The sequence below is a fragment of the Vallitaleaceae bacterium 9-2 genome, assembly GCA_038396585.1.
Lineage (GTDB): Bacteria > Bacillota > Clostridia > Lachnospirales > Vallitaleaceae > UBA1351.
This window is the reverse complement of sequence record CP121691.1, coordinates 2,946,959-2,969,070: the sequence shown is the minus strand read 5'-3', so window position 1 is coordinate 2,969,070 and position 22,112 is coordinate 2,946,959. Positions and strand designations below refer to the sequence as shown.

At 35.7% G+C, this 22,112-nt stretch carries 21 protein-coding genes; 20 read left to right on the top strand and 1 reads right to left on the bottom strand.

Going from position 1 to position 22,112, the window contains the following annotated elements; all coding sequences use genetic code 11:
- Positions 1-274 precede the first annotated feature (274 nt).
- A complete protein-coding gene (gene murC, locus QBE53_13720) occupies positions 275-1,654 on the bottom strand; it encodes a UDP-N-acetylmuramate--L-alanine ligase (protein WZL80846.1) in 1,380 nt (459 codons plus the stop codon).
- A gap of 143 nt (positions 1,655-1,797) precedes the next feature.
- Between murC and purR the strand changes: the two genes are divergently transcribed.
- The 20 genes from purR to QBE53_13620 all read left to right on the top strand — a co-directional run bounded on the left by purR (position 1,798) and on the right by QBE53_13620 (position 22,101).
- Positions 1,798-2,604: a pur operon repressor gene (purR, locus tag QBE53_13715; protein ID WZL80845.1), complete on the top strand. Its 807-nt coding sequence runs from the start codon at positions 1,798-1,800 to the stop codon at positions 2,602-2,604.
- Positions 2,605-2,628: 24 nt separating this feature from the next.
- Positions 2,629-3,906: a glucose-1-phosphate adenylyltransferase gene (locus QBE53_13710; protein ID WZL80844.1), complete on the top strand. Its 1,278-nt coding sequence runs from the start codon at positions 2,629-2,631 to the stop codon at positions 3,904-3,906.
- Complete coding sequence (gene glgD / locus QBE53_13705; protein ID WZL80843.1) at positions 3,903-5,021, top strand: glucose-1-phosphate adenylyltransferase subunit GlgD; 1,119 nt, start codon at positions 3,903-3,905, stop codon at positions 5,019-5,021. Before QBE53_13710 ends, glgD begins: the two co-directional genes overlap by 4 nt.
- 99 nt (positions 5,022-5,120) lie before the next feature.
- Entirely contained in the window at positions 5,121-5,423 is a 303-nt protein-coding gene (gene spoVG, locus QBE53_13700; GenBank protein ID WZL80842.1) for a septation regulator SpoVG, read from the top strand.
- Between the two features lie 318 nt (positions 5,424-5,741).
- Positions 5,742-7,106, top strand: coding sequence for a bifunctional UDP-N-acetylglucosamine diphosphorylase/glucosamine-1-phosphate N-acetyltransferase GlmU (gene glmU / locus QBE53_13695; protein WZL80841.1), 1,365 nt, complete (start codon positions 5,742-5,744; stop codon positions 7,104-7,106).
- Positions 7,107-7,143: 37 nt separating this feature from the next.
- Entirely contained in the window at positions 7,144-8,118 is a 975-nt protein-coding gene (locus QBE53_13690; GenBank protein ID WZL80840.1) for a ribose-phosphate pyrophosphokinase, read from the top strand.
- A 361-nt stretch (positions 8,119-8,479) separates the two neighbouring features.
- Positions 8,480-9,952 carry a serine/threonine-protein kinase gene (locus tag QBE53_13685; protein WZL80839.1) on the top strand — a complete coding sequence of 491 codons (1,473 nt, stop codon included), beginning with the start codon at positions 8,480-8,482 and terminating at the stop codon, positions 9,950-9,952.
- A complete protein-coding gene (locus QBE53_13680) occupies positions 9,952-10,539 on the top strand; it encodes a hypothetical protein (GenBank protein ID WZL80838.1) in 588 nt (195 codons plus the stop codon). The genes QBE53_13685 and QBE53_13680 overlap by 1 nt, the downstream gene beginning before the upstream one ends.
- A 9-nt stretch (positions 10,540-10,548) precedes the next feature.
- On the top strand, positions 10,549-11,607 hold the full coding sequence (locus tag QBE53_13675; GenBank protein WZL80837.1) for a hypothetical protein: 1,059 nt from the start codon (positions 10,549-10,551) through the stop codon (positions 11,605-11,607).
- Positions 11,537-12,145: a hypothetical protein gene (locus QBE53_13670; protein ID WZL80836.1), complete on the top strand. Its 609-nt coding sequence runs from the start codon at positions 11,537-11,539 to the stop codon at positions 12,143-12,145. Before QBE53_13675 ends, QBE53_13670 begins: the two co-directional genes overlap by 71 nt.
- The gene (locus QBE53_13665; protein WZL80835.1) at positions 12,123-12,944 is read left to right on the top strand and encodes a hypothetical protein; all 822 of its coding nucleotides are present in this window, start codon (positions 12,123-12,125) and stop codon (positions 12,942-12,944) included. The genes QBE53_13670 and QBE53_13665 overlap by 23 nt, the downstream gene beginning before the upstream one ends.
- Complete coding sequence (locus QBE53_13660; GenBank protein ID WZL80834.1) at positions 12,916-14,760, top strand: ATPase, T2SS/T4P/T4SS family; 1,845 nt, start codon at positions 12,916-12,918, stop codon at positions 14,758-14,760. Before QBE53_13665 ends, QBE53_13660 begins: the two co-directional genes overlap by 29 nt.
- Positions 14,705-16,582: a hypothetical protein gene (locus tag QBE53_13655; GenBank protein ID WZL80833.1), complete on the top strand. Its 1,878-nt coding sequence runs from the start codon at positions 14,705-14,707 to the stop codon at positions 16,580-16,582. The genes QBE53_13660 and QBE53_13655 overlap by 56 nt, the downstream gene beginning before the upstream one ends.
- A gap of 33 nt (positions 16,583-16,615) precedes the next feature.
- Entirely contained in the window at positions 16,616-17,101 is a 486-nt protein-coding gene (locus QBE53_13650; protein ID WZL80832.1) for a hypothetical protein, read from the top strand.
- Between the two features lie 44 nt (positions 17,102-17,145).
- Positions 17,146-17,520 (top strand): hypothetical protein, encoded by a 375-nt coding sequence (locus tag QBE53_13645; protein ID WZL80831.1) that lies wholly within the window; start codon positions 17,146-17,148, stop codon positions 17,518-17,520.
- Between the two features lie 4 nt (positions 17,521-17,524).
- On the top strand, positions 17,525-18,022 hold the full coding sequence (locus QBE53_13640) for a hypothetical protein (GenBank protein ID WZL80830.1): 498 nt from the start codon (positions 17,525-17,527) through the stop codon (positions 18,020-18,022).
- Positions 18,009-18,731, top strand: a complete 723-nt coding sequence (locus tag QBE53_13635) for a hypothetical protein (protein WZL80829.1) — start codon at positions 18,009-18,011, stop codon at positions 18,729-18,731. Before QBE53_13640 ends, QBE53_13635 begins: the two co-directional genes overlap by 14 nt.
- A gap of 56 nt (positions 18,732-18,787) precedes the next feature.
- Entirely contained in the window at positions 18,788-19,864 is a 1,077-nt protein-coding gene (locus tag QBE53_13630) for a rhomboid family intramembrane serine protease (protein ID WZL80828.1), read from the top strand.
- Complete coding sequence (locus tag QBE53_13625) at positions 19,851-21,614, top strand: uracil-DNA glycosylase family protein (protein ID WZL80827.1); 1,764 nt, start codon at positions 19,851-19,853, stop codon at positions 21,612-21,614. The genes QBE53_13630 and QBE53_13625 overlap by 14 nt, the downstream gene beginning before the upstream one ends.
- Before the next feature lie 70 nt (positions 21,615-21,684).
- Positions 21,685-22,101 (top strand): HIT family protein, encoded by a 417-nt coding sequence (locus QBE53_13620; GenBank protein ID WZL83317.1) that lies wholly within the window; start codon positions 21,685-21,687, stop codon positions 22,099-22,101.
- Positions 22,102-22,112 lie beyond the last annotated feature (11 nt).

Here is a 22,112-nt window from a genome sequence, read left to right as displayed (position 1 = left end):
ATAGGTGAATATGGCGCGCAAATGTTATAAAGAAGGGACAAGGGTGTCATATGTTATCTAAATGCATGAAAAACGCAAATAAGTGTATAACATTGTGGATAATGTGGATAAGCGAGAGAAAAATTCTCCTTGACAATTTTAATTTTTTTTTATTGCGCTAGAAATAGCACTAGAAAATTTGAAAAAAAAGAAAAACAGAGAAAAGTTGAATGACCTTTTCTCTGTACAAACTCTTTGTCAAGTTTTTAATAAAAATTGTGGATAGTGTGGAAATCTATTTATTAAGAAGCATATGTCCTATTATATTCACGTTTCCGGCCCCCATAGTTATTAACATATCGTTGGGCACACAATTTTTTTGGATAAAAGTGCAAATTTCATCAAAATCGTCAATATACACAATATCTACATCAAAATTTGATAAAGATTCAACAATCATAGAAGCGTGGATATCTCCTGGGTCTTTTTCCCTAGCGGCATAGATATCCGTGATGATTACTCCATCAGCAAGTTTTAGAGCTTCAACAAAGTCGTTGTAGAGAGACTTTGTCCGAGAGTAAGTATGGGGTTGAAAAACAATATATAAACGATTAATGTCAATATGCCTAGCTGCTTCAATAGTTTTTCGTATTTCTGTAGGATGATGGGCGTAGTCATCAATAATAGTGATTCCATTATAGGTGCCAATATACTCAAAGCGTCGATTGGCTCCGGAAAAATCCAATAGACCTTGTTTGATTTGTTCAAGTCCAATATTTAAACACCTTCCGGTAGCAATAGCGGCAAGGGCGTTTTCAATATTATGTGAACCGGTAACATGTAGATGAATGGAATCGACAAACTTACCCTGTTCATATAAATCAAATGTTGGATGCCCCAATTTATTATAGGAGACATTATCATAAGAATATGTAGAACTGGATAAGGAACCAACAGATATAACCTCACATGTCAGATTCGCTGTCAATTGTTGAATATCGTCAATTGCGTCATTAATAATTAGATAACCGTCGGAATCAATGTTTTGCATAAATTGATAAAAAGAATCTCGAATGGCATGGATATCTTTGAAAAAATCCAAATGATCTTCTTCAATATTTAATACAAGCCCGATGGTCGGAAAAAATTTGTGAAAGCTATTATTATATTCACATGCTTCAGTAACAAAATAATCGGAATGTCCAATTTTAAAATTACCATGAATACCTTTGAGGATAGCACCAACAGAAATCGTTGGATCAAGATGTCCGGCCATGAGGATATGGGCAAGCATGGATGTTGTTGTTGTCTTTCCATGAGTTCCGGCAACAGCAATAGACTGGGCATAATCAGCCATAATATAACCAAGTAATGTAGCCCGTTCCATGATGTCAATGTTTAAAGCTTTAGCTTTTATCAGCTCAGGATTATCTGCCTTAACAGCAGCTGTATATACGACTAAATCAATATCTTTATGGATGTGGTCGCTATCGTGGCCGATATATATGTTGGCACCAAGAGATTTAAGGTGGTTTGTAATGTCAGAGGCGCTTTGGTCAGAACCGCTGATAGTCAATCCGCGATTAAATAATACTTCGGCAAGACCGCTCATACTTATACCACCGATACCGATAAAAAATACATGTCGATATGATGCAAGATTATTTTTTTTCATAATTAACTCCAATCAAATGAAATAAGAATATCTCCTATTGTAAACGATTCTTAAGCGAAGGGCAACTGCATGAATCAGAAAAAAAGGTTATCATATGAGAAAACTTAGTGTATAATGAAGAAAACGACCTAAGTGAGGAAAGAATGAATAGATTATCAAAAGCGCAACGTATTAGTTTAATAACCAAGATTCTTGTAGATCATCCGTTTCATATGTATACGCTACAATACTTTTCTGAAAAGTTTCAATGTGCAAAATCGACACTCAGTGAAGATATTAATCTCATTGAAGAAGTTTTTAGAAAAAACGATGAAGGCGAGATTATCTCGGTTTCAGGGGCGGCTGGTGGAATATATTACGCTGCATATATGAAACAGGAGAAAATTGAAAAGGTCAAGCAATTAATTTGCCATAAATTAAATGATTATAAACGTGTCATTCCTGGAGGATTTGTTTATATGAATGATCTTTTTTTTGATTCAAAAATGTTAAAGAAAATGGCAAGATGCATTATCACAAAATATAGAGAGCATCAAATTGATTATGTCGTGACAATTGAAACAAAAGGGATACCACTAGCGATGGCAATTGCCAATGAACTTAATATCCCGGTGGCAGTTGTTCGAAAATCTGCGAGATTATCCGAAGGTACGACGATGCAAATGAATTATGTGACAGGATCGTCACGAAACATAAAAACAATGGCGATGCCGATTCGCTCGATTCAGAGAAAATCGAATATCCTTTTAGTCGATGATTTTATGAAAGCAGGAGGGACAGCAAAAGGAATGGCAGACTTAATGTCTGAATTTGAAGCTAACATTATTGGAGTTGCCGTGGTTTTAGCAACTAAGGAACCTAAAGAAAAACTGATTAAGAATTATTATACACTCGTTGAATATGATGGCGTTGATGAAGATAAGAGAGAGATTAAAATCAACCCAGCGTAACAACAAGGTAAAGGAGGCGGACGAATGCATAAAAAAGAAGTTGTTGCAATGGTACTTGCCGGAGGGCGTGGGAGCCGATTAGGGATACTGACAGATAAGACAGCAAAACCGGCAGTCTCTTTTGGAGGAAAGTATCGAATTATTGATTTTACTTTAAGCAACTGTATTAACTCGGGGATTGATACAGTTGGTGTCTTAACACAATACCAACCACTACAATTAAATCGACATATAGGAATCGGAATTCCTTGGGACTTAGATAAAAGCATTGGCGGTATAACCGTTTTATCACCATATCTAAGTCGTGAAAATGAAGCATGGTATTCAGGAACAGCCAATGCTATTTTTCAAAATATTCCTTTTATTGACTATTATGACCCTGAATATGTTTTAGTCTTATCAGGAGACCATATTTATAAGATGGACTATGAGATGATGTTAAATAATCATAAACTGACCGGCGCAGATATATCCATTGCCGTATTGCCAGTTCCATATGAGCAAGCGCATCAATTTGGGATTATGAACACAGATGACCAGCATCGCATTATTGAGTTTGAAGAAAAACCGGAAAATCCAAAAAATAATTTAGCTTCCATGGGAATCTATATTTTTAATTGGAAAGTATTGCGTAATGCCCTAAAACGCGCAGAAAAAAATCATAACAACAGTGATTTTGGCAAGCATATTATTCCTTTTTGTTTAAAGCAGGAGTATCAAGTGGTTGCATATGAATTTGAAGGTTTTTGGAGAGATGTAGGAACACTAGAGTCATACTGGAAGACGAATATGGAACTGATTAGTCTGGTTCCAGAGTTTAATTTGTATGAAGCGTATTGGAAAATATATACCAATAATGAAATTCAACCGCCCCAATATATTGCCGACACTGCAAATGTAGACCGGTGTATTTTAGGAGAAGGTACAGAAATATACGGCAGTATATTTAACTGTGTCATCGGATCCAATGTGACCATTGAAAAGGGATGTATGATTAAGGACTCGATCATCATGTCAAATACGACGATTCGAGAAAATACTAGAATAGAGCGAGGCGTCATTTCCGAAGATGTAATCATCGGCAAAAACGTTACGATAGGGGAAGGGGAAAATACAGTCAATGCATTAGATCCTCAAATATATTATTCAGGGATAACGGTTGTTGGAGAGGATGCCACTATTCCCGATAATGTATGGATTGGAAAAAATTGTACAATTAGCGGCAAAACCACAATAAATGATTATAGACAGCAACGGCTAGAAAGCGGCAACAGTATTTTATTGGAGGAGGTGGACATATGAGGGCATTAGGAATTATTCTTGCCGGAGGGAAAAATGAACGACTAAAAGAGCTGACGCATATGCGAGCCTTAGCGGCTATGCCCATTGCAGGTAGTTATCGCGCCATCGACTTTGCACTTAGCAACATGACCAACTCAAACATAAAAAAAGTGGCGGTAGTAACCCAATATAATGCACGGTCTTTAGTTGAACACTTAAGTTCAGCAAAATGGTGGGATTTTGGTCGTAAGCATGGTGGACTGTATTTATTGACCCCATATATCACCCATGATAATAGTCTTTGGTATCGCGGAACCGCAGATGCAATATATCAAAATCTTTCTTATTTAAAAAATAGCCATGAACCTTACGCGATTATTGCCCAAGGAGATGGAATCAGTAAGATTGACTATAATGATGTATTACAATATCATATCAACTCCCATGCAGATATTACCATTGTCTGTAAAAAGATACAAAGGGCACAAGACTTATCAAGATTCGGTCATGTCGTATTGAATGAAGAAAACCGAATCATAGAGTTTGAAGAAAAGCCGATTGATCCACAAGGTAATCTTGTCTCAGCAGGAGTATATATTATCCGACGCCGTTTACTTATTGATTTGATTGAAGCAGCAGCAAAAGAAGGACGATATGACTTTGTGACAGACATTATTGTACGTTATAGAAAGCAAAAGAAAATTATGGCGTATGTTCATGACGGATACTGGATGTCTATCGCTGCATTGGAGTCATACTATCAAGTGAATATGGACTTTTTAAATCATGATTTACGGGCATATTTTTTCAAGGAGCGTCCAAGTATTTTATCTAAAGTTGAGGATGAACCACCGGCAAAATTCAACCAAGGAACAAAGGTGTCCAATAGTTTATGTTCTTCAGGATGTATCGTCAACGGAACTTTAGAAAATTCGCTATTGTTTCGCAAGGTCTTTGTAGGTAAAAATACAGTGATTAAAAATTCAATTATTCTTAATGGGACATATATAGGTGACCATTGTCGAATAGAAAACTGTATTGTGGATAGCAAAAGTACCATTGCCGATGGAAGTCACTATGTTGGAGAAGCCCATGAACCTAAGATTGTTGTGAATAAGGAACAAATATTTTTTTAGTTGAAAACATATTTTATATAAGATATAATAGAATTAGTATTTAATAAAGGAAGTGGGGGTATACCACTTACAGCATGTTACAGAAAGGGGTACATTTTTATGGAGATTACTGATGTAAGAGTAAGAAAAGTAGCAAAAGAGGGAAAAATGAAAGCTGTAGTGTCAATTACATTTGATAATGAATTTGTTGTTCATGATATTAAAGTAATTGAAGGTGAAAAAGGGTTATTTATTGCAATGCCAAGCCGAAAGGCACTTGATGGTGAATTTCGGGATATTGCCCATCCAATTAACTCAGAGACGCGAGAAAAATTGCAAAAATCAATACTAGAAAAATATGAAACAATTTCTCTTGCTGAACAAAACGAAGATATGAACGATATGTCAGAAGTTTATGAGTAATATGCAAACACTTCTATCCAAAGGATAGAGGTGTTTCTTTTTTTAATCTCTAGGAAAGTCCTACTTTAGCTTTTTGCTTTAAAACTTAGCAGAAAGGGTCAAGGGCCTTTCCCGCCGCGAACAATATCTCTTCGAGATAACGCGACAGAGTCGATTTGTTCTGTTATTAAAAAATTTCTTCGTATAAATTTAACTAGAAAAATATTGACAGAAAGCAATTTCCTAGTCTTTGCTTGAAAAGATACAAATTTCAAATTTGTACTTGCGGTAGGTTGCTTTCTGTTGTACAATGTGTTGTGGAAAAGGAGCGTGTATACAATGTCCGTTATGAAAGCGGTAATTTTGGCAGCAGGCGCAGGAACTCGAATGAAATCCGATAAGCCGAAAGTCATTCATAAAATATTGGATCGAACCATGTTGGATTATGCAATTGAAGCAGCGTATGAAGCAGGAGCACAAGAAGTCTGTGTCATTGTTGGTCATGGACGTGATGAAGTTATGGAAACCATAAAACATCCGGTGTCTTATGCAATACAACATGAACAGCTTGGAACTGGTCATGCAGTTATGCAAGCCAAAGAATTTATTCAAGGTGAAGGCAATATACTCGTTTTATTTGGAGATACGCCTTTAATTACTGGAGAAAGCTTATCTAAGCTTAAAACAGTTCATGAGCAATATAATCATGGCGTAACCGTTTTGACAACACATGTTACAGATCCGACGGGGTATGGACGAATTATTCGTGATGAACAAGGACAATTCCTTAAAAGCGTTGAGCATAAAGATGCAACGCAAGATGAACTTAAAGTCAATGAGATTAATAGTGGTATGTATATGTTTAAAGCAGAGGCTTTATCAAAAGCTCTTGGCCAGCTTACCAATCATAATGCTCAAGGAGAATATTATCTTCCGGACACCTTAAGTATCATCCAAAAAGAAGGTGAATTAGTTGACGCAATGGCGATAGAGAATGTGACAGAGATTTTAGGCGTTAACAACAAAGTTCAGCTTTTTGAAGCAACAACCATTATGCGTAACCGGATTAATCATAGACTGATGGAAGCCGGCGTAACAATGATTGATGCTAACCAAGTATACATAGGCAAAGATGTTGTTGTTGAAGCCGATGCAATTTTATATCCAGGAACAACTATTGAAGGGAAAAGTATTATAAAAACCGGAGCACATATAGGCGCCAATAGCAAAATTGTTAATTCAATTATTGAGTCAAACGTAACGGTTGAAAACTCTACAATATTGGAAAGTAAAGTTGAAGAAGGTTCAACAGTAGGTCCTTATGCATATATTCGACCAAACAGTAGTATTGGTCGAAATGTAAAAGTAGGCGATTTTGTGGAAATTAAAAATTCCACAATTGGTGATGGGACAAAAATATCACATCTAACGTATGTGGGAGACGCAGATGTTGGACGTGAGGTTAATTTTGGTTGTGGTACAGTAACCGTTAACTATGATGGTGTTAAAAAACACCGAACAATAATTAAAGATCATGCATTTATCGGTTGTAACACAAACTTAGTCTCTCCAGTGACAGTAGAAGAAAACGCATATACTGCAGCAGGATCAACAATTACAAAAGATGTACCTCAAGATGCATTAGGCATCGCAAGAAGTAGGCAAGAGAACAAAATCAATTGGGTAAAAAAGAAACGACATTAGTCAGCTGTCTGACAAAGATTTATTAGGAGGAAATTTAATGACCAGTACGGTAAAAACAGTGGATGGTATCAAAATCTTTTCTGGGAATTCAAACAAGCCTTTGGCTCAAAAAATTGCACGTTCACTAGGTGGAGAATTGGCAATATGTGAAGCAGGACAATTTAGTGATGGTGAAAGTTTTGTTAAAATCGGAGAAATCGTTCGTGGAATTGATTGCTTTGTTATTCAATCAACATCAAATCCGGTTAACGACAACTTGATGGAATTATTAATTACGATTGATGCGTTACGCCGAGCTTCTGCGGGACGTATAACAGCAGTTATCCCATATTATGGGTATGCACGACAAGACCGTAAAGCGCGAGCAAGAGACCCAATTAGTGCAAGATTGGTTGCAGATTTATTCCAAGCAGCAGGAGCAGATCGTGTGTTAACAATGGACTTACATTCATCTCAGATTCAAGGATTTTTCTCAATGCCTGTTGACCATATGTTAGGTAATCCTATGTTGGTTGATTACTATACCAACAAGATTAAAGAAATTGAAGGCGACTTTGTCGTTGTTGCACCAGATATCGGTAGTGTAAAACGTAGCCGATCATTTGCAGAAGAGATAGATATTCCACTGGCAATTATCGATAAACGCCGTCCAGAAGCTAATGTTAGCGAAGTTATGAGCGTTATTGGTGATGTAAAAGGTAAAAATGTCATCATGGTTGATGATATGATTGATACAGCAGGTACAATTTGCAATGCGGCTCAAGCAATGCATGAAAAAGGTGCAAAACGTATTTTTGCATGTTGTACACATCCAGTTCTTTCAGGACCTGCTATTGAACGTATTCAAAAATCCGCCATTGAAGAGTTAGTTGTATTAGATACGATTCAATTATCAAGTGATAAGAAAATTGATAAGATCAAACAATTGAGTGTTTGCGACATTTTTGCAAATGTGATTAAAGCAATCCACAATAATGAATCTGTCAGCAAATTATTTGACAAATTAATGTAAGGCTTAAGAAACAAAGTCTTGACAGTTAAACCATGTTGTTAATATAGAATAGTATCGCCTATGATGAAATATCGTCGTAGGCGATTTTTTAGGAATTTTTTTTGATAAGAGTACGTTCAATCGATTTAATACAGGGGCTTAAGACCTAAGAAAAATAGGTAGATTGACGGCGTGAATAGTAATATAGTCCTAATAAATATAGTTAATAAGTACCATATTAATAGGCTTGATGTTTATATAAAGACATCATATAATGTTTAAAGATGAGGGCACCATGAGAACATAAGCGTGACATGTTATGGAAATAATTACCTGTTAATTATTTCACGACAAGAGGGAAGAATATTTTTAAGGAGAAATTATGCGAGTGGGAGAGGTTGTATTTGATAAATACGAAATCATCCGAGTAATCAAAGAATCGGAGGCGGTTTCGGTTTATGAAGCAAAACATATCTATTTACATTCATCTTGGATCATAAAAAAAATATGTTCAAGGAATCCAATCTATACAAATGAAATCCAAATTTTAAAATCACTGAATCATGAAAATATCCCTTTAATTACGGATGTCTTTATTGACGCGGAGACAACATATGTTATTCGAGAATATATTGAAGGCAAGACACTTGGAGAAATCATTCGAGAAAAAGGTGTCATGTCAGAAGTCATGGCAGTTAAAATTGCTATCGATATTTGTTGTGTCCTTGAATATTTACATACACATTTTGACAATCCATTAATTTATCGAGATATTAAGCCAGATAATATTATCTTGTCTAATCAAAACAAAGTACACCTTATTGACTTTGGCATTGCCAGATTTTATCAAAGCAATAAAGATGCAGATACAGAGTACTTGGGTACGCGAGGATTTGCAGCACCGGAGCAATACGGTATGGGTCAGACAGATGTGCGTACAGACGTTTTTGGAGTTGGAATTTTGCTCTATTTTATGTTGACGCGTAAAAATCTTGAGGAAGTTTCTTCGCGCCTAGAACCTATTCGATTTATTCGAGATGATGTCGGTGAAGAGGTTGAGCAAATCATACAAAAAGCGAGTCAATTTAATATTGAACAACGGTATGCATCCATTACCCAATTAAAGAGTGCTTTAGAAAAAACATTAAAAATCCAGACTCAAGAATCTATTGATACTTTTTTATCTGCCTATAAAGATAAGGTCATATGCGTATCTGGAGTTAAATCAGGTATAGGAGCAACCCATGTTTCAACAACATTGACAAAGTATCTATTAGCATGCAAAAAAAAATGTGTTGTTGTCGATATGAGTGAAAACCAGGACTTGATGTCTTTGGAATATACACATGACGCGACAATAGAAGAGGGGCTATTAAAATGGAATGCAATGACGATACTTTCATGTACTGGGCAACGTCGAGGGACTGGTGTATTATTCAAAGATATTTTCGAAGCGTGTGACTGGATAGTCGTGGATTTTGGAACGCACGATAATCAAAGCAAACAAGATTTTATTGGGGCATATAATATTATAGTTGCTGGAATTGCACCATGGGAGATGAGCAGACTAGAAGAGTTTTTCATGGAAAACACGACTAAACGGACTGTCTATTTCATTAATCATAGCAATAAAAACCAAGTTGATGAGCTTAACCATTCTCTAGAGCATATCTATGTATATGATTATCCATACGACAAAATGGAGGCACTTGAGGATGTAAGATATCAACAGTTTTATAATGAAGTCTTTAATGATTGGGGGAGGGGAGAGCAATGCTTAGCATCCGTCACGGCAGAAACTTTTTTCGACATCGAAAAATTCAAAATAAAATTTCAGAAAAGCATAAAGTCATAATGATTGGTTTGATTGGTACGGAAAAAGGTGCTGGTGTTACACATACATCACTACTTTTGGCGCGCTATTTTTCAAAACAGCGGGGTAAAGTGGCTGTTGTTGAATGGGGCGATCAAGACGCAATAGCGATGATACGCAGAACATATGAAGGGCAGGAGGGAGTATCAAAAAGCAGCCATGATTTCAATGAACCTTATGTCTTTCGTCGAGTCCATTATTATGAACAAGGAAACGATGAACGGATTGCTTTCGTTCGAAGAAGTGGTTATCAAGTCGTTATTGTAGATTTTGGGGAGCATGAAAAAAAGAAGGAAGATATGTTTAATCAAATGGATATGCAGCTAGTCGTTGGCAGAGGCAATGACTGGAAATACCATAAAATTGAAGAATACTATCAAAAGATTGCCCATGTTAATATACAAAAATATAAAGATCTCATACTCATTTTAACCTGTGGAACAAAAGAAGAAAAAAGGCACTTACAGCAAAAAGTTAAAGGACGTATAGAAACGGTGTCATTTCATAAAGATCCGTTTGCATGGGGTGAGAAAATGAAACAAGAAATAGAAATAATATTAGGGGTATAGGAGGAGCGTATGACAGTATTGCGGCAGCGTCACAAGAATATGATTATAGCGGGAGTGATAGGTTTTTTATTTGCTTTGGTGTGTGTTGTGTTGGTGTATATTTTTGGATTTTTAAACAACCCAAAAGCAATTCAATGGTTAGTGAAGGGACAAACGGAGTATAGTGCAGAAGAAAATCAAGAAGAAGAAGCGCCACAAATTATTTTAGAAAAAGCTTATGTGTTCACTAAAGCATTAAAGGAAAATGATATTGTAGTAGCAGAAGATTTTTCGGAAACAATGATGGACCAAACATTGCTTCCTGACCAACGTATTCTTAATCCGGAGGAGCTTATAGGAAAAAAAATAAAGTGTGATAGTTCCCTTAATATGATTGCGACAAAAACAATGGTTTATGAAGAAAAGCGGCGAGAAGAGGTAAAAGAATCCATAGAAATGCTTGATATTCAAGTTCCTGAATTTATTCAAGATGCAGAGCAAATCAATTTAAGGATTCATTATCCTACGGGACAGGATTTCTTAGTCTTAGAAAATGTGCTACTGACTAAGATCTATGAAGAGCGCCAAGGAGCGACACTACAATTAAACCATAACGAAATCGTTAGCTTGTCAAGTGCAAAAGAAGATGTCAATATTTATCCGGGAACACGTCTATATTACACAAAAGATACACAAAGGTATACGCGAGAATACATCGGAGAGCAACTTCGTAATCAATACCCGGTAAATCCAAATACAATAGGTTTCTTAACATCAAGTTATAATGACGAAGAGGTATATAAAGAAAGAGTTTTACTTGATGAGACACTTAATACTTTCTTTGATCAAGAATCAAAGGCATATTCATTTACACATATTGAAAAAACCATTCAAGATGCAAAGGAAAATCAAGAAGTACTTGATGGTGTAGATGAGGGGAGTGATTCTCAAGTGTCTGAGGAATCTATAGATATGGAACGAACAAATACAGAAGATACAATAGGTCAAGAAGTCATCAATGTGCAAACAAATGGAACGTCGCCAGCACAGACAAATGAAGCGTCGCCAGCACAGTCAATTGGTTTTTAGGGAGGATACAATGCAGGGGCAGATTATTGGAGAACAGGTTCAAGCAGTGCAATACTTTCTTCAGGGGCTAGCGTATTTTGAAGAAAATGTATTGCCAAAAAAACAACGTCTAATCAAACAACTTCGAAAAATACGAGAAAAAAAAGAAAAGCAATTAGAAGAACAAGTTTTTTATGCGATTACAACGCGAAAAGCTTCTTTAGAATGGCTAAAAAACCATATTGGGACAATGCCACAAGAAAAGAAAATTACAATTATTGTCTTAGAATACTTTAAAGATAGTTCCATTACATCTGAATATATCAAAGCTTACTTAGAACGAGGGAAAAGTACTAAAAAAAGTGTCGAAATCATAAGCGTAGAGTTTAGAGAGCATGATTATATTGTTCAACTTGAAGATGAATACAATCAATCATTTTCTTATAAAAGCTTATCACGCTATTATAGAAAAAAAATACAGCACATAGCACTGACAAAGTTAAGTTTGATGGAAGAAGAAGTATTGGAGGAGTATTATGCAAGTCGTTATATGGTCTGATCCAAATTATGCAACAGGACAAACAACATTAGCCACTTTAATTGCAACATTAATTGCATGTAAAAAAGGGTATAAAACATTTCTGACCTCCTCGCTTTTAAGGGATGAAAGCCTTGAACATTACAGTCTAAAACCGTTTGAACGGGAACTGGATCAATTTATTGGGGAGTCAAATATTGAAGGATTAATTCGGGGAATTAAAAATGGAAAGCTAACAAAAGATATGATAAAGGATTATTGTTTTTCACTGTTAGCCCATTCGAATTTAGATTTACTCCAAAGTGGAAAGGTACTCTCAGATCACCCGGATTACCATCGGCAATTTGAGTACTTACTGTCATTAGTGAATTCTTACTATAATATTTCTGTAATTGATTGTGATTTAAGCTTGGAACACCCACTGGCACAACAGCTTTTAAAAACAACAGATGTCATTGTTATTGTAGGTGAAGCTAATCGATATCAATTTGAAAAACTGAGTAGTATTTGTGAAGAAAAAAAAGAATTAATAAGTAAAATTCCAAAAGTCCTTGTGATTAATAAGTGGGAGAAAAGCGTTGTGAAGCCCTTTAAGAAAAAGCTACTTGCGCTAGACCCGATTTATGTTCCGTATTATCCGGCGATTATTGAGCAATCCAATCAAAATAATTTAGTGGACTATGTCTTAAGGTTAAGCTATGCTCGAAAAAACTATGAAGCACATTTTTTTCTAAAGACGATAGAAAAAGTAGTGGAACGTATATTGGCATTTGGGGAGGAGAAGATTACATATGGGACCACAACTGAACTTCATCTTTAGCATACTGCTTCTTATGGGATCGCTGCTTGGCATAGGATTAATCATGAAGAAGCAATTAGATAAAGAGACAGAGCTGATTCAATCCAGAAATCGGGATCATCTTGAATTAGACTATCTCCAAGAAGAGATTCGACAGCTTATGTATCAATTGACAACCCAGCAGTTTGAGAATATTTTTGGTTCAAAAGAAACCTATGAACGAGAAATCAACAAACGAACAGAGTTAAAAAAAGCACTCAAAGGATGTACGAATGGAAGTATCGATGATAAAAGCTATATTGTGGACTTGATTAGTGACTTGCTGATTAAGTATTTGATTAAAAAAGATGAAGTCAATCGTGTTATTTATTTTGATCAACCGCAGTTTCTTTCGGAAAAAGACATGTTTGATATTTTGATATTTGATTATTGGAGACAATATCGAACACAAGCTTTAAGTCAATTGATTGAAGAGGAAAAATGGGATGAACTTCAATATAGCGAACATGAGGAACTTCCAGTGTATAGAGTCACTAGAGAGCAAGTGGTTGAAGCATATAGAAAAAGGCATGTTGCCCTTTCCTTTGAAGATAAAATTACGATTATCGCACAAAGAATATATGAAAATTATAAGGGATTTGGAGTTATCGATCAAATCCGTGATATGGCTATTGATGGAATATCCGGCGGTGTGTCAGGTGTGATTGATACATCTTGGGAAGTACTGCCAAACCGTTTAAAAGCAACAAAATCACTGCCAAGAAATTTTGATAGTGTATGGATTTTTTATAAGGGGAAATCGATCCATTTATCTTTTTTGTCCTTTGGTAATCCAAAAGAGTTGAAACGTATTTGTCAAAATATATATCGTTACAATAAGGCAGGGCAGCTTTCAGAAAATATTGGATACAAAGTCAATGAAATGCAAGATGGCTCACGAGTTGTTGTTGTAAGACCCCCCTTTAGTGAGAGTTGGGCATTTTTCGTAAGAAAATTCCATTTGAAAAATATTGCCTTGGAGCAGCTTTTTCAAGGGGAAGGGGCAAAAGAACTTGTTCGCCTAATGATTTTTTTAATGCGTGGTGCTCGAATAACAGCAATCACAGGTTCGCAAGGATCAGGTAAAACAACGCTACTAATGTCTTTGGTTCAGCATATTTATCCAACATTGACATTAAGAGTTCAAGAGATGGCCTTTGAACTGCACTTAAGAAAGTTATATCCGTATCGAAATATTTTGACGTTTAAAGAAACAGAAACCGTCTCAGGTCAGGCAGGGCTAGATTTGCAAAAAAAGACCGATGGAACGGTGAATATATTAGGTGAAATCGCAACAGACGAAATTAGTGTATTGATGTTGCAGATGGCTCAAGTGGCATCGCTTTTTACGCTCTTTACACATCATGCCAAAACGCTTAAAGACCTTGTTTTGTCCTTGAGAAACAGTTTGCTAAAGTGTGACGTGTTTAGAGATGAGAAAGTTGCTGAAGAGCAAGTGGTTCGTGTGCTGGACTTTGAAATCCACATGGATAAAAATTCAAATGGACAACGTTACATTGAACGTATTTCTGAACTTGTGTTATATGAAGATGGAGAAAAAACTAGGGAAAAAGCAAATGAAATTTACTATGAAAATGTGATTGTACGCTATGAAAAAGGAAGTTATATATTTATCAATCCGATAACGCAAGGGCAAGTGGAACTTATGCATAAAAATATGGAAGAAAAAGACCGTTTAGAATTTGTGAAGTTTATAAAACAGCAGTGGGGTGAGGTGAAAGATGGAGTCGATAGCGAAAGAAGTACAAAAACGGAGGCAACATTCCAAAATATCTAATGCACAATCGTATAAAATGTATGTGGGAATAGATCGCTTCTTAATGCGCATACCTATTATAAGAGGGTTTTTATCACGAATAAAGACAGGATATCAATTTATTGGAGAAAAAGATGTATACTATTTATCAAAAAAATCTGTTTTTGTTGTTTTAGGACTGCTAAGTGTATATGTTGTTGCTTTAGCTGCGTTTTGGAGTATGACTCAAAATCCACTGTATACAGCAATATTTTTGTTTTTTTTGTGGTATATTTCAGAAAGTTATTTTGATTATTTTATTGGAAGGAGTCACTATCGGCTCTTAGAGCAGTTTATAGTTTTTATGGGATATGTACGACAAGGTTTTTATGAATATCGAACGATTGATGATGGAATATATTCTGCGTTAGAACAAATGGAGATCCATCAACGCGAAATGACCGTACAGGCAGAGCATATTTATGAGATCTTTTCAGATGTGGACCCACTATATGCGATGACCAGATATTTTGAGATTGCGCCTAACCCGTATTTAAAAATGTTTGTTAACCTTTCACATTTAACCTATGAATATGGCGATCAGCAGGAAGATGGAAAAAGTGTCTATCTAACCAACTTGAGCTTTTTAACAAAGAACGTTCAGCTGGAACTTATTAAAAGAAAAAAACTGAACTACGCATTAAAAAGTATGAATATTATTGCGATTATCCCTCTGTTTTTAATTACAATGCTTAAAAATTGGGCGATAGGGAATTTTGCACCATTAGGGTTGTTTTACAATAGTATGGCGGGAAAATATATTGAGATTTTAACCATTGGTATTATGTTTTTGGCGATGATTATTCTAAATAGGATTCAACGATTAGATGATTTTTTCCCTGAAGCGAATCAAATGAAGCGCTGGATTGCTAAAATACAACTTCCGTTAAGTGAACAACAAAAGAGAAAATGGTTATATGGAATCATTGCGACGGGGATTAGTTTTCTGATTGTAATCTCCATATTGATTAGTGAAAGGCAGAATTTATCAACACAGATATATTACCAGGATCATTTTTTAGGTGCCACACTCCCAATGGAGATACAACATAAGCGACGTCAGGAATCATTAAGAGATTATGCATTTATACAAAAAAGTGATGGCAAGGCTTCGGATGCTACGGTGGATGATTGGATTAGTTCAACACTAGAAGAAGAGGAGCAACTGAGCGTAGAGCAGTTGGCAGAACGTCGCCAGCATATTCAAGAAAAAATTATTGCATATAACAATATCTATTTTGCCTGGTGGCAAATTATTTTATGTCTGATGGTGGGGGTAGTGGGATATCATTTGCCGCAAATCAATGAAAAGATGGTGAAATATATTAAACGAATGGAGGTCGAGGATGAGATTGCAGGGTATTATAGCATTATTTTAATGCTAATGTATCATCCAAGGATGAATACAGAAGAAATATGTGATTGGATGGCAGCATACTCCACTTACTATAAAGAAACACTAAGTCGATGCCAGCTGGATATGAGTATGGGTGCCTACAAAATTTTTATGAACATGCGCGAAGGCGTGGAACATCCGGAGATGAAAAAGATAATGTACCAACTAGCCATTGCGAGTGAAGATATTAGTATCCAGGAGGCTTTTGACGAATTAGTTCAGGATAAGAGCTATTATATTGAGCGTCGGCAATGGTTAAATGATCAAATCATTAATCGGAAAATTGTAATTGGGCAAAATATTGGATTTTTACCTGCGTATAGTCTAATTATTTTATATATGATTATACCAATGATTATGTCCAGTATTTCTGAACTTGAAAAGTTTTTTTATCAATTAATGGGATAATAAAAAATATAAAGGAAAAAAGGAGAGAAAATTATGGATCAAAATATTCAAAAAGCGTTGTGGTTAGGTGTTGGTGTCATGATGTTTATAGCGATTGTCAGTACGGGGCTCTTTTTATTTAACAAAGGAAAAAATTTGGCAGATGCATCAGGGGAGCACTTGGATTCCATGTCAGAGCAATTAGCGAGTATACAGTATGAAAAATTTGATAATATGGTGGTTACCGGAGGCGACGTACTTAATGCGATTAAACAGCATAAACCCAAAAGTGGATCATTTATTATTGAGGTACACACCAATCATCCATCCTCAACACAATATATTAGTAGTGGAACTATTTCGTCGAATGTCCTTAGCGGATCGTTATCTGAAAAGACAAAAGCAGCTATGGACGAGGATTTACAACAATCCAAAGATGTGGATGCATCCGAATATATTAATCCCCAAGGAAGCTTTATGACACAGCTTGTCTATGATAAGAATGATGTTGTCAAAGGCATAGTGGCCAAACAGCAATAATGACACACAATATATTTAAACTATTATATATTATAGCGGGATTTATGATTATGCTCATGGGGCTGTTTAGTTTTTTTGAACAACATAGTCAATATACACGGTATTATCAATCGGTTCAAAAAAGTCAAGAAGAAAAAAATAACTGGCTTATTGACACGGTGTGGGTCGAAGAGATAGAACATTCAAAGCTGTTGACATATGAGGAGCTACGCATTGAAGTGGGGGGATATTATTGCTTTAGTGAGGAGCTTATTATACAGGCAGTGGATAAAACCTTTGAAAAAAATCAATCTTTGGAAGGATTTCAAGAGTTTATGCACACATTAGAAGCAGACAAAAAGTATTATTTGAATGTGACATCTGAGGCTGAACATCTGCGTGAAAAAATGGTCCTTGAAATTATTGAGGTTAAGGAGTAGAGAAATGATTGAGGAAAGTTTGTGGAAGATTTTTGGTTTGATTTTAGGCGTTGTTCTTATTTTTGTTGCACCAACGATATATAGTTATCAGCGTCAAGATGACATTGTATATAATCTGGTGATGGCAAAGACAAATGAACTAAGTCAAAAGATTCGAGAATCCGGGAAAGTCAATCAACCAATGTTGGATGAATTAAACCATATATTAAGAACGTCGGGATTAACTTATGAAGTGGAATTAGAGCATCAACAAAAGAGATTTTCTGAAGAGGATGGACGTATGGAGGTCTATTATGAAGGGGTCTATACACAGGATATATATGCATGGATTCAAGCGAACGGAACCTATCGTCTATCCTCAGGAGACTTTTTTTATGTGCGTGTTCGCAACACATCGGTAACCAAAAGTCAAAGTTTTCGTGACATCTTGGATATTGGTGGCGTAAAGAGTAATGAAATATATATTGTAAGTGGAGGAATTGTCCGATATGGGAATGGTTAAGTACAGTGTATTAGCGTTATTAATCATGTTGCCCTTTTTTATGCAAAGCTCTATTCAAAATACGCAACATAAATATATGGAACGCCAAAGGACATGGATAGAGCAAAGTATTGATGAAGCAAGTTATGATGCGGGATTTGCATTAAAAACATATTCGACTTATGCATATGATAGTCACAACGCATATCATATCCAAATTGCATATCAAGAAGTGATTCGTAATTTTTTTGATAGCTTGACAATGCGCAATTTTAGATATACACGTCAAGATTTTCCACTCATAGCATTTGTTGAATATGATGGGATTGTCTTATATAATCCACAGGAAAACACGTTAGGGGAAAAAACATTTTATACACAGCAAGAGACGACACACTGTGAGTATTATACGCTTTCTGATAAAAAGTGGGTATATAATTATTCGACAGGTTTAGTGACGCAAGAAAGTGCAGAAATAAACCATAAGAATTCAATAATCATGCAAACGATTGAACAAGAGTTAAATACTTATCAGCAAAACAGTCAAGAAAAACAAAGGATGCGATTTAATTTGCCGGAATTTGAAGGGGAGTCATCAACCTATGTCTTTGACGATGTAGGCATAATTATATTTTATGATCCGAAGTCCTATGCCTATTTAGATGGGATTGAGACATATAGAATTATCCCTTCAGGAATAATGAAGATGGATTTAGCTATTGACTTATGAATGAACTCCTTTAGAATATAACTATAGATTTGAATACTATAGTTTAGGAGGCGCCTATGTCTGAAGAGAGTTTAAAAGACTATCAGTTACTTAAAGATTATTTTGAGGCGAAGAATTATCAACAGATAGCAACAGATTCAAAGGAGCATGCACTATATAGCCTATATCAAAAAAGCAGTTATTATATTGTAAGTATACTTCATGGGACTAAAGCCAATAAGCTGGATATAAATCGATATGCATTCTATATGCAAAATCTTTCGAGTCAATTCCAACAATTTCATACAGACCGTGTGATTATATTGAACTTGTTTGTGGGCGAGTGGGAACCCCAAATATATGCGTATTATAATAAGATGCCAAATATTGAAGCAACAACGATTGAGGTGGCCTGGTTTATTGACTCCCTCCAACGAAAGCTTGTGATTCCTGAGCATCAACTTAATTCGATTATGGGTATTGAAAAAGACTTACGTATATTATTGAAAGAAAAAAAGCAAAACTATTATGCGATAGAAAAAGAAACAGAAGCCCATTATACTACCCTTGCGATAGGGATTATCAATGTTATTGTATGGATATTTATGGAAATCAATGGGGGCTCCACAGATCCCAATGTTTTGATGCGCTTTGGTGCGATTCAAGTTGATTTTATTGTCAGAACACAGCAATATTGGAGGCTTCTTAGCGCAATGTTTGTACATATTGGCATCATGCACCTGTTTTTTAATATGTTTGGACTCTATATCTTTGGATCACGTTTGGAAAAATATATATCAGCGAAGCAGTTTCTCATGATATACTTAGGTGCTGGAATTGTTGGAAGCATTTTTAGCTTTGCATATCATTATTTTACTGGACCATATATTATTGCAGCAGGAGCTAGTGGAGCGATTTATGGGATTATTGGTGCAGCGCTTGTCTTATCGCGTGCTATGAATAATTCCATGGATGGAATTAATCATTATATTATTTGGTTGTTTTTCATATATGGAATTGTGTATAGTGTCATTAGTCCCAATGTTGATTTATATGCACATGTTGGAGGATTTATTGGTGGCATATGTATTAGTGTTCCAATCGTACGACGAAGACGAAAAGAAATAGGAGGCAGCAAAGATGAAACAAGATAAAATTCGTGAGATGTATGATGCATGTGCTTTGGAGATGGAGGAAAAAATAGGTGAAGGGAATTCACTGTTATTAGGTGAAGGGGATACAGATGGCGATATTATGATTATTGCTGAATTTACAAGTGAAAAGGAACAACTGTATCGTCAGAACTTATTAGAAGGCGAAAGAGAGAAATTATCCAAGTTTTTAGATGCAATCGAGTATTCCTATGAACAAGTGTATTTGACCCATTTACTCAAATATCGACCCTATCAATTAAATAAAGATGGAGTCAAGGTTTCGCGAGCGGCAACACGAGAAGAATATGCTCTAAGCATGCCCTATTTACAAAAAGAAATTGCATTAGTCAATCCAAAGCTGATTATTACGCTTGGCAACAAAATGCTCCAACAATTAATTGGAGATGAAACATTGATGGTCAACAGTGAACAAGATCAGCTATTTGTTGTGGGAATCCACGGAAAAAGTTACAAAGTTCTGCCTTTGCCACATCCATCACAAAAACAGTTTGTACCTGATTTAGATAGAGTTATGCAGCGAGAAATGGAACGAATAAGACAATTGTTAATGGGAGAAAAAGCGCAAGAACGTTTTGACTTTAAGGAGAAAGTGACAGATAATCTTGTAAGCGAAGGAAAAGAAGAAACGAAGGAAAAGAGTAAAAAAAGGATTTTTCAAAAAATACGTTTAAAAAGCAGTGAAGCCGATCTTCAAGAAAAACAAAAATGTATTACCGTGATATATGGGGGAGAAGGATATGTGGATGATCCGGTTCTAGTTGCTCTAGAACGAGTGAGTCATGTTTTAACAGAACTGGGAGTGACGATTCACCGCATTGATTTATATAAATCCAATGATTCTATGGAAACGATTTTAGGTTATATAAGCAAAGCCATAGGTGTTGTTCTAGCGGTTAATGTCGAATGGTATGGAATCGGACATCGGATGCAGGCATTTTTAGATCAGTGCTTTTATCGTGGAGAAAACAGCGTTTTTGATAAATGTCCGATGCTGGGAATCGTTATATCCAGAAGGGCATATGAGTTTGAAGCCTATACCCATTTATTAAAATCATGGGAATATTTAGGTGGAGTTGAAGGTGGCAATATATTAGCGTCCATAGAATCAGCAGCATCTTTGGAAACGAACTTTGAGTGGCTATTTGGTATTGATAAAAAAGCAGAGGCTTTTTTTAGACGCGTACAGCAAAAAAAAGGTGAGCTTCCAAGAAGCGATAAGATAGAAAAAGTTTTTGTTGAAATACCTGTTGAAGATATTCAAAATATCCATCCCAATGTGGAAATAGAAAGTGATAAAACAACAAAGCAAAAGAACACAGGAATTATTGAAAATTATGATTCGTATATTGAAAAGCAGCAAGAAGATATACACCAATTAGGAAGCTTGTTCAAAAAGAAACTATCTGCAGCCTCCATAAAAAGTGAAAAATCTTGGCCGGAACGATTTAAAGAAAGCTATATAAATCAAGAAGCGCTGACGGCCAAAATACAAATCATCGTTGAGGATGACCCGCGTGAGAATACGGTTCTGGAACTAAGCAATCAGCATATTCGTTCGTATTATGGACAGATTGGTGAGAGCGATGTTGTAGTTATGGGACGAAAAAGTGTCCTTAAGCGTATTATTGATGGAAAGTTGACTATGCAACGAGCTTTTATGACAGGAGAGATAAAAGCCAAAGGCGACTTTACACTACTTTACAAATTTGAAGAGCTTTTTTCATTGTAACGATACCAAAACTAATGGTATAATTTATGAAGAAGTCTAAATATAGAGAAGAGATAGACGAAAGGAGTTAATTATGAAACAAGGATGTATATTTTGCAACATTGCACATGGAATGATGGATTCGGTGACACTCTTTGAAAATGTAGAGTTTCGAGTGATTTTAGATAAATTTCCGTCAGCAAAAGGGCATGTGCTTATTCTTCCAAAGGAGCATGTTGAAGATATTTATGAATTAGATGCTGAAACTGCAGGTAAAATTTTTGCCTTAGCAACGATTGTAGCTAAGGCAATGCGAGAAGTTCTTGGATTTGATGGTTTAAATATATTACAAAACAATGGCGCTGTAGCCGGGCAAACCGTCAATCACTTTCACTTGCATTTGATTCCAAGATTTGAAGACGATCAAGTCAATATTTCATGGGTTACCCAAGAGGTTGATGATACCACTTTACAAACTATTGGTGAAGCAATATCAAAGCAGATTTAGTATATTGAGTT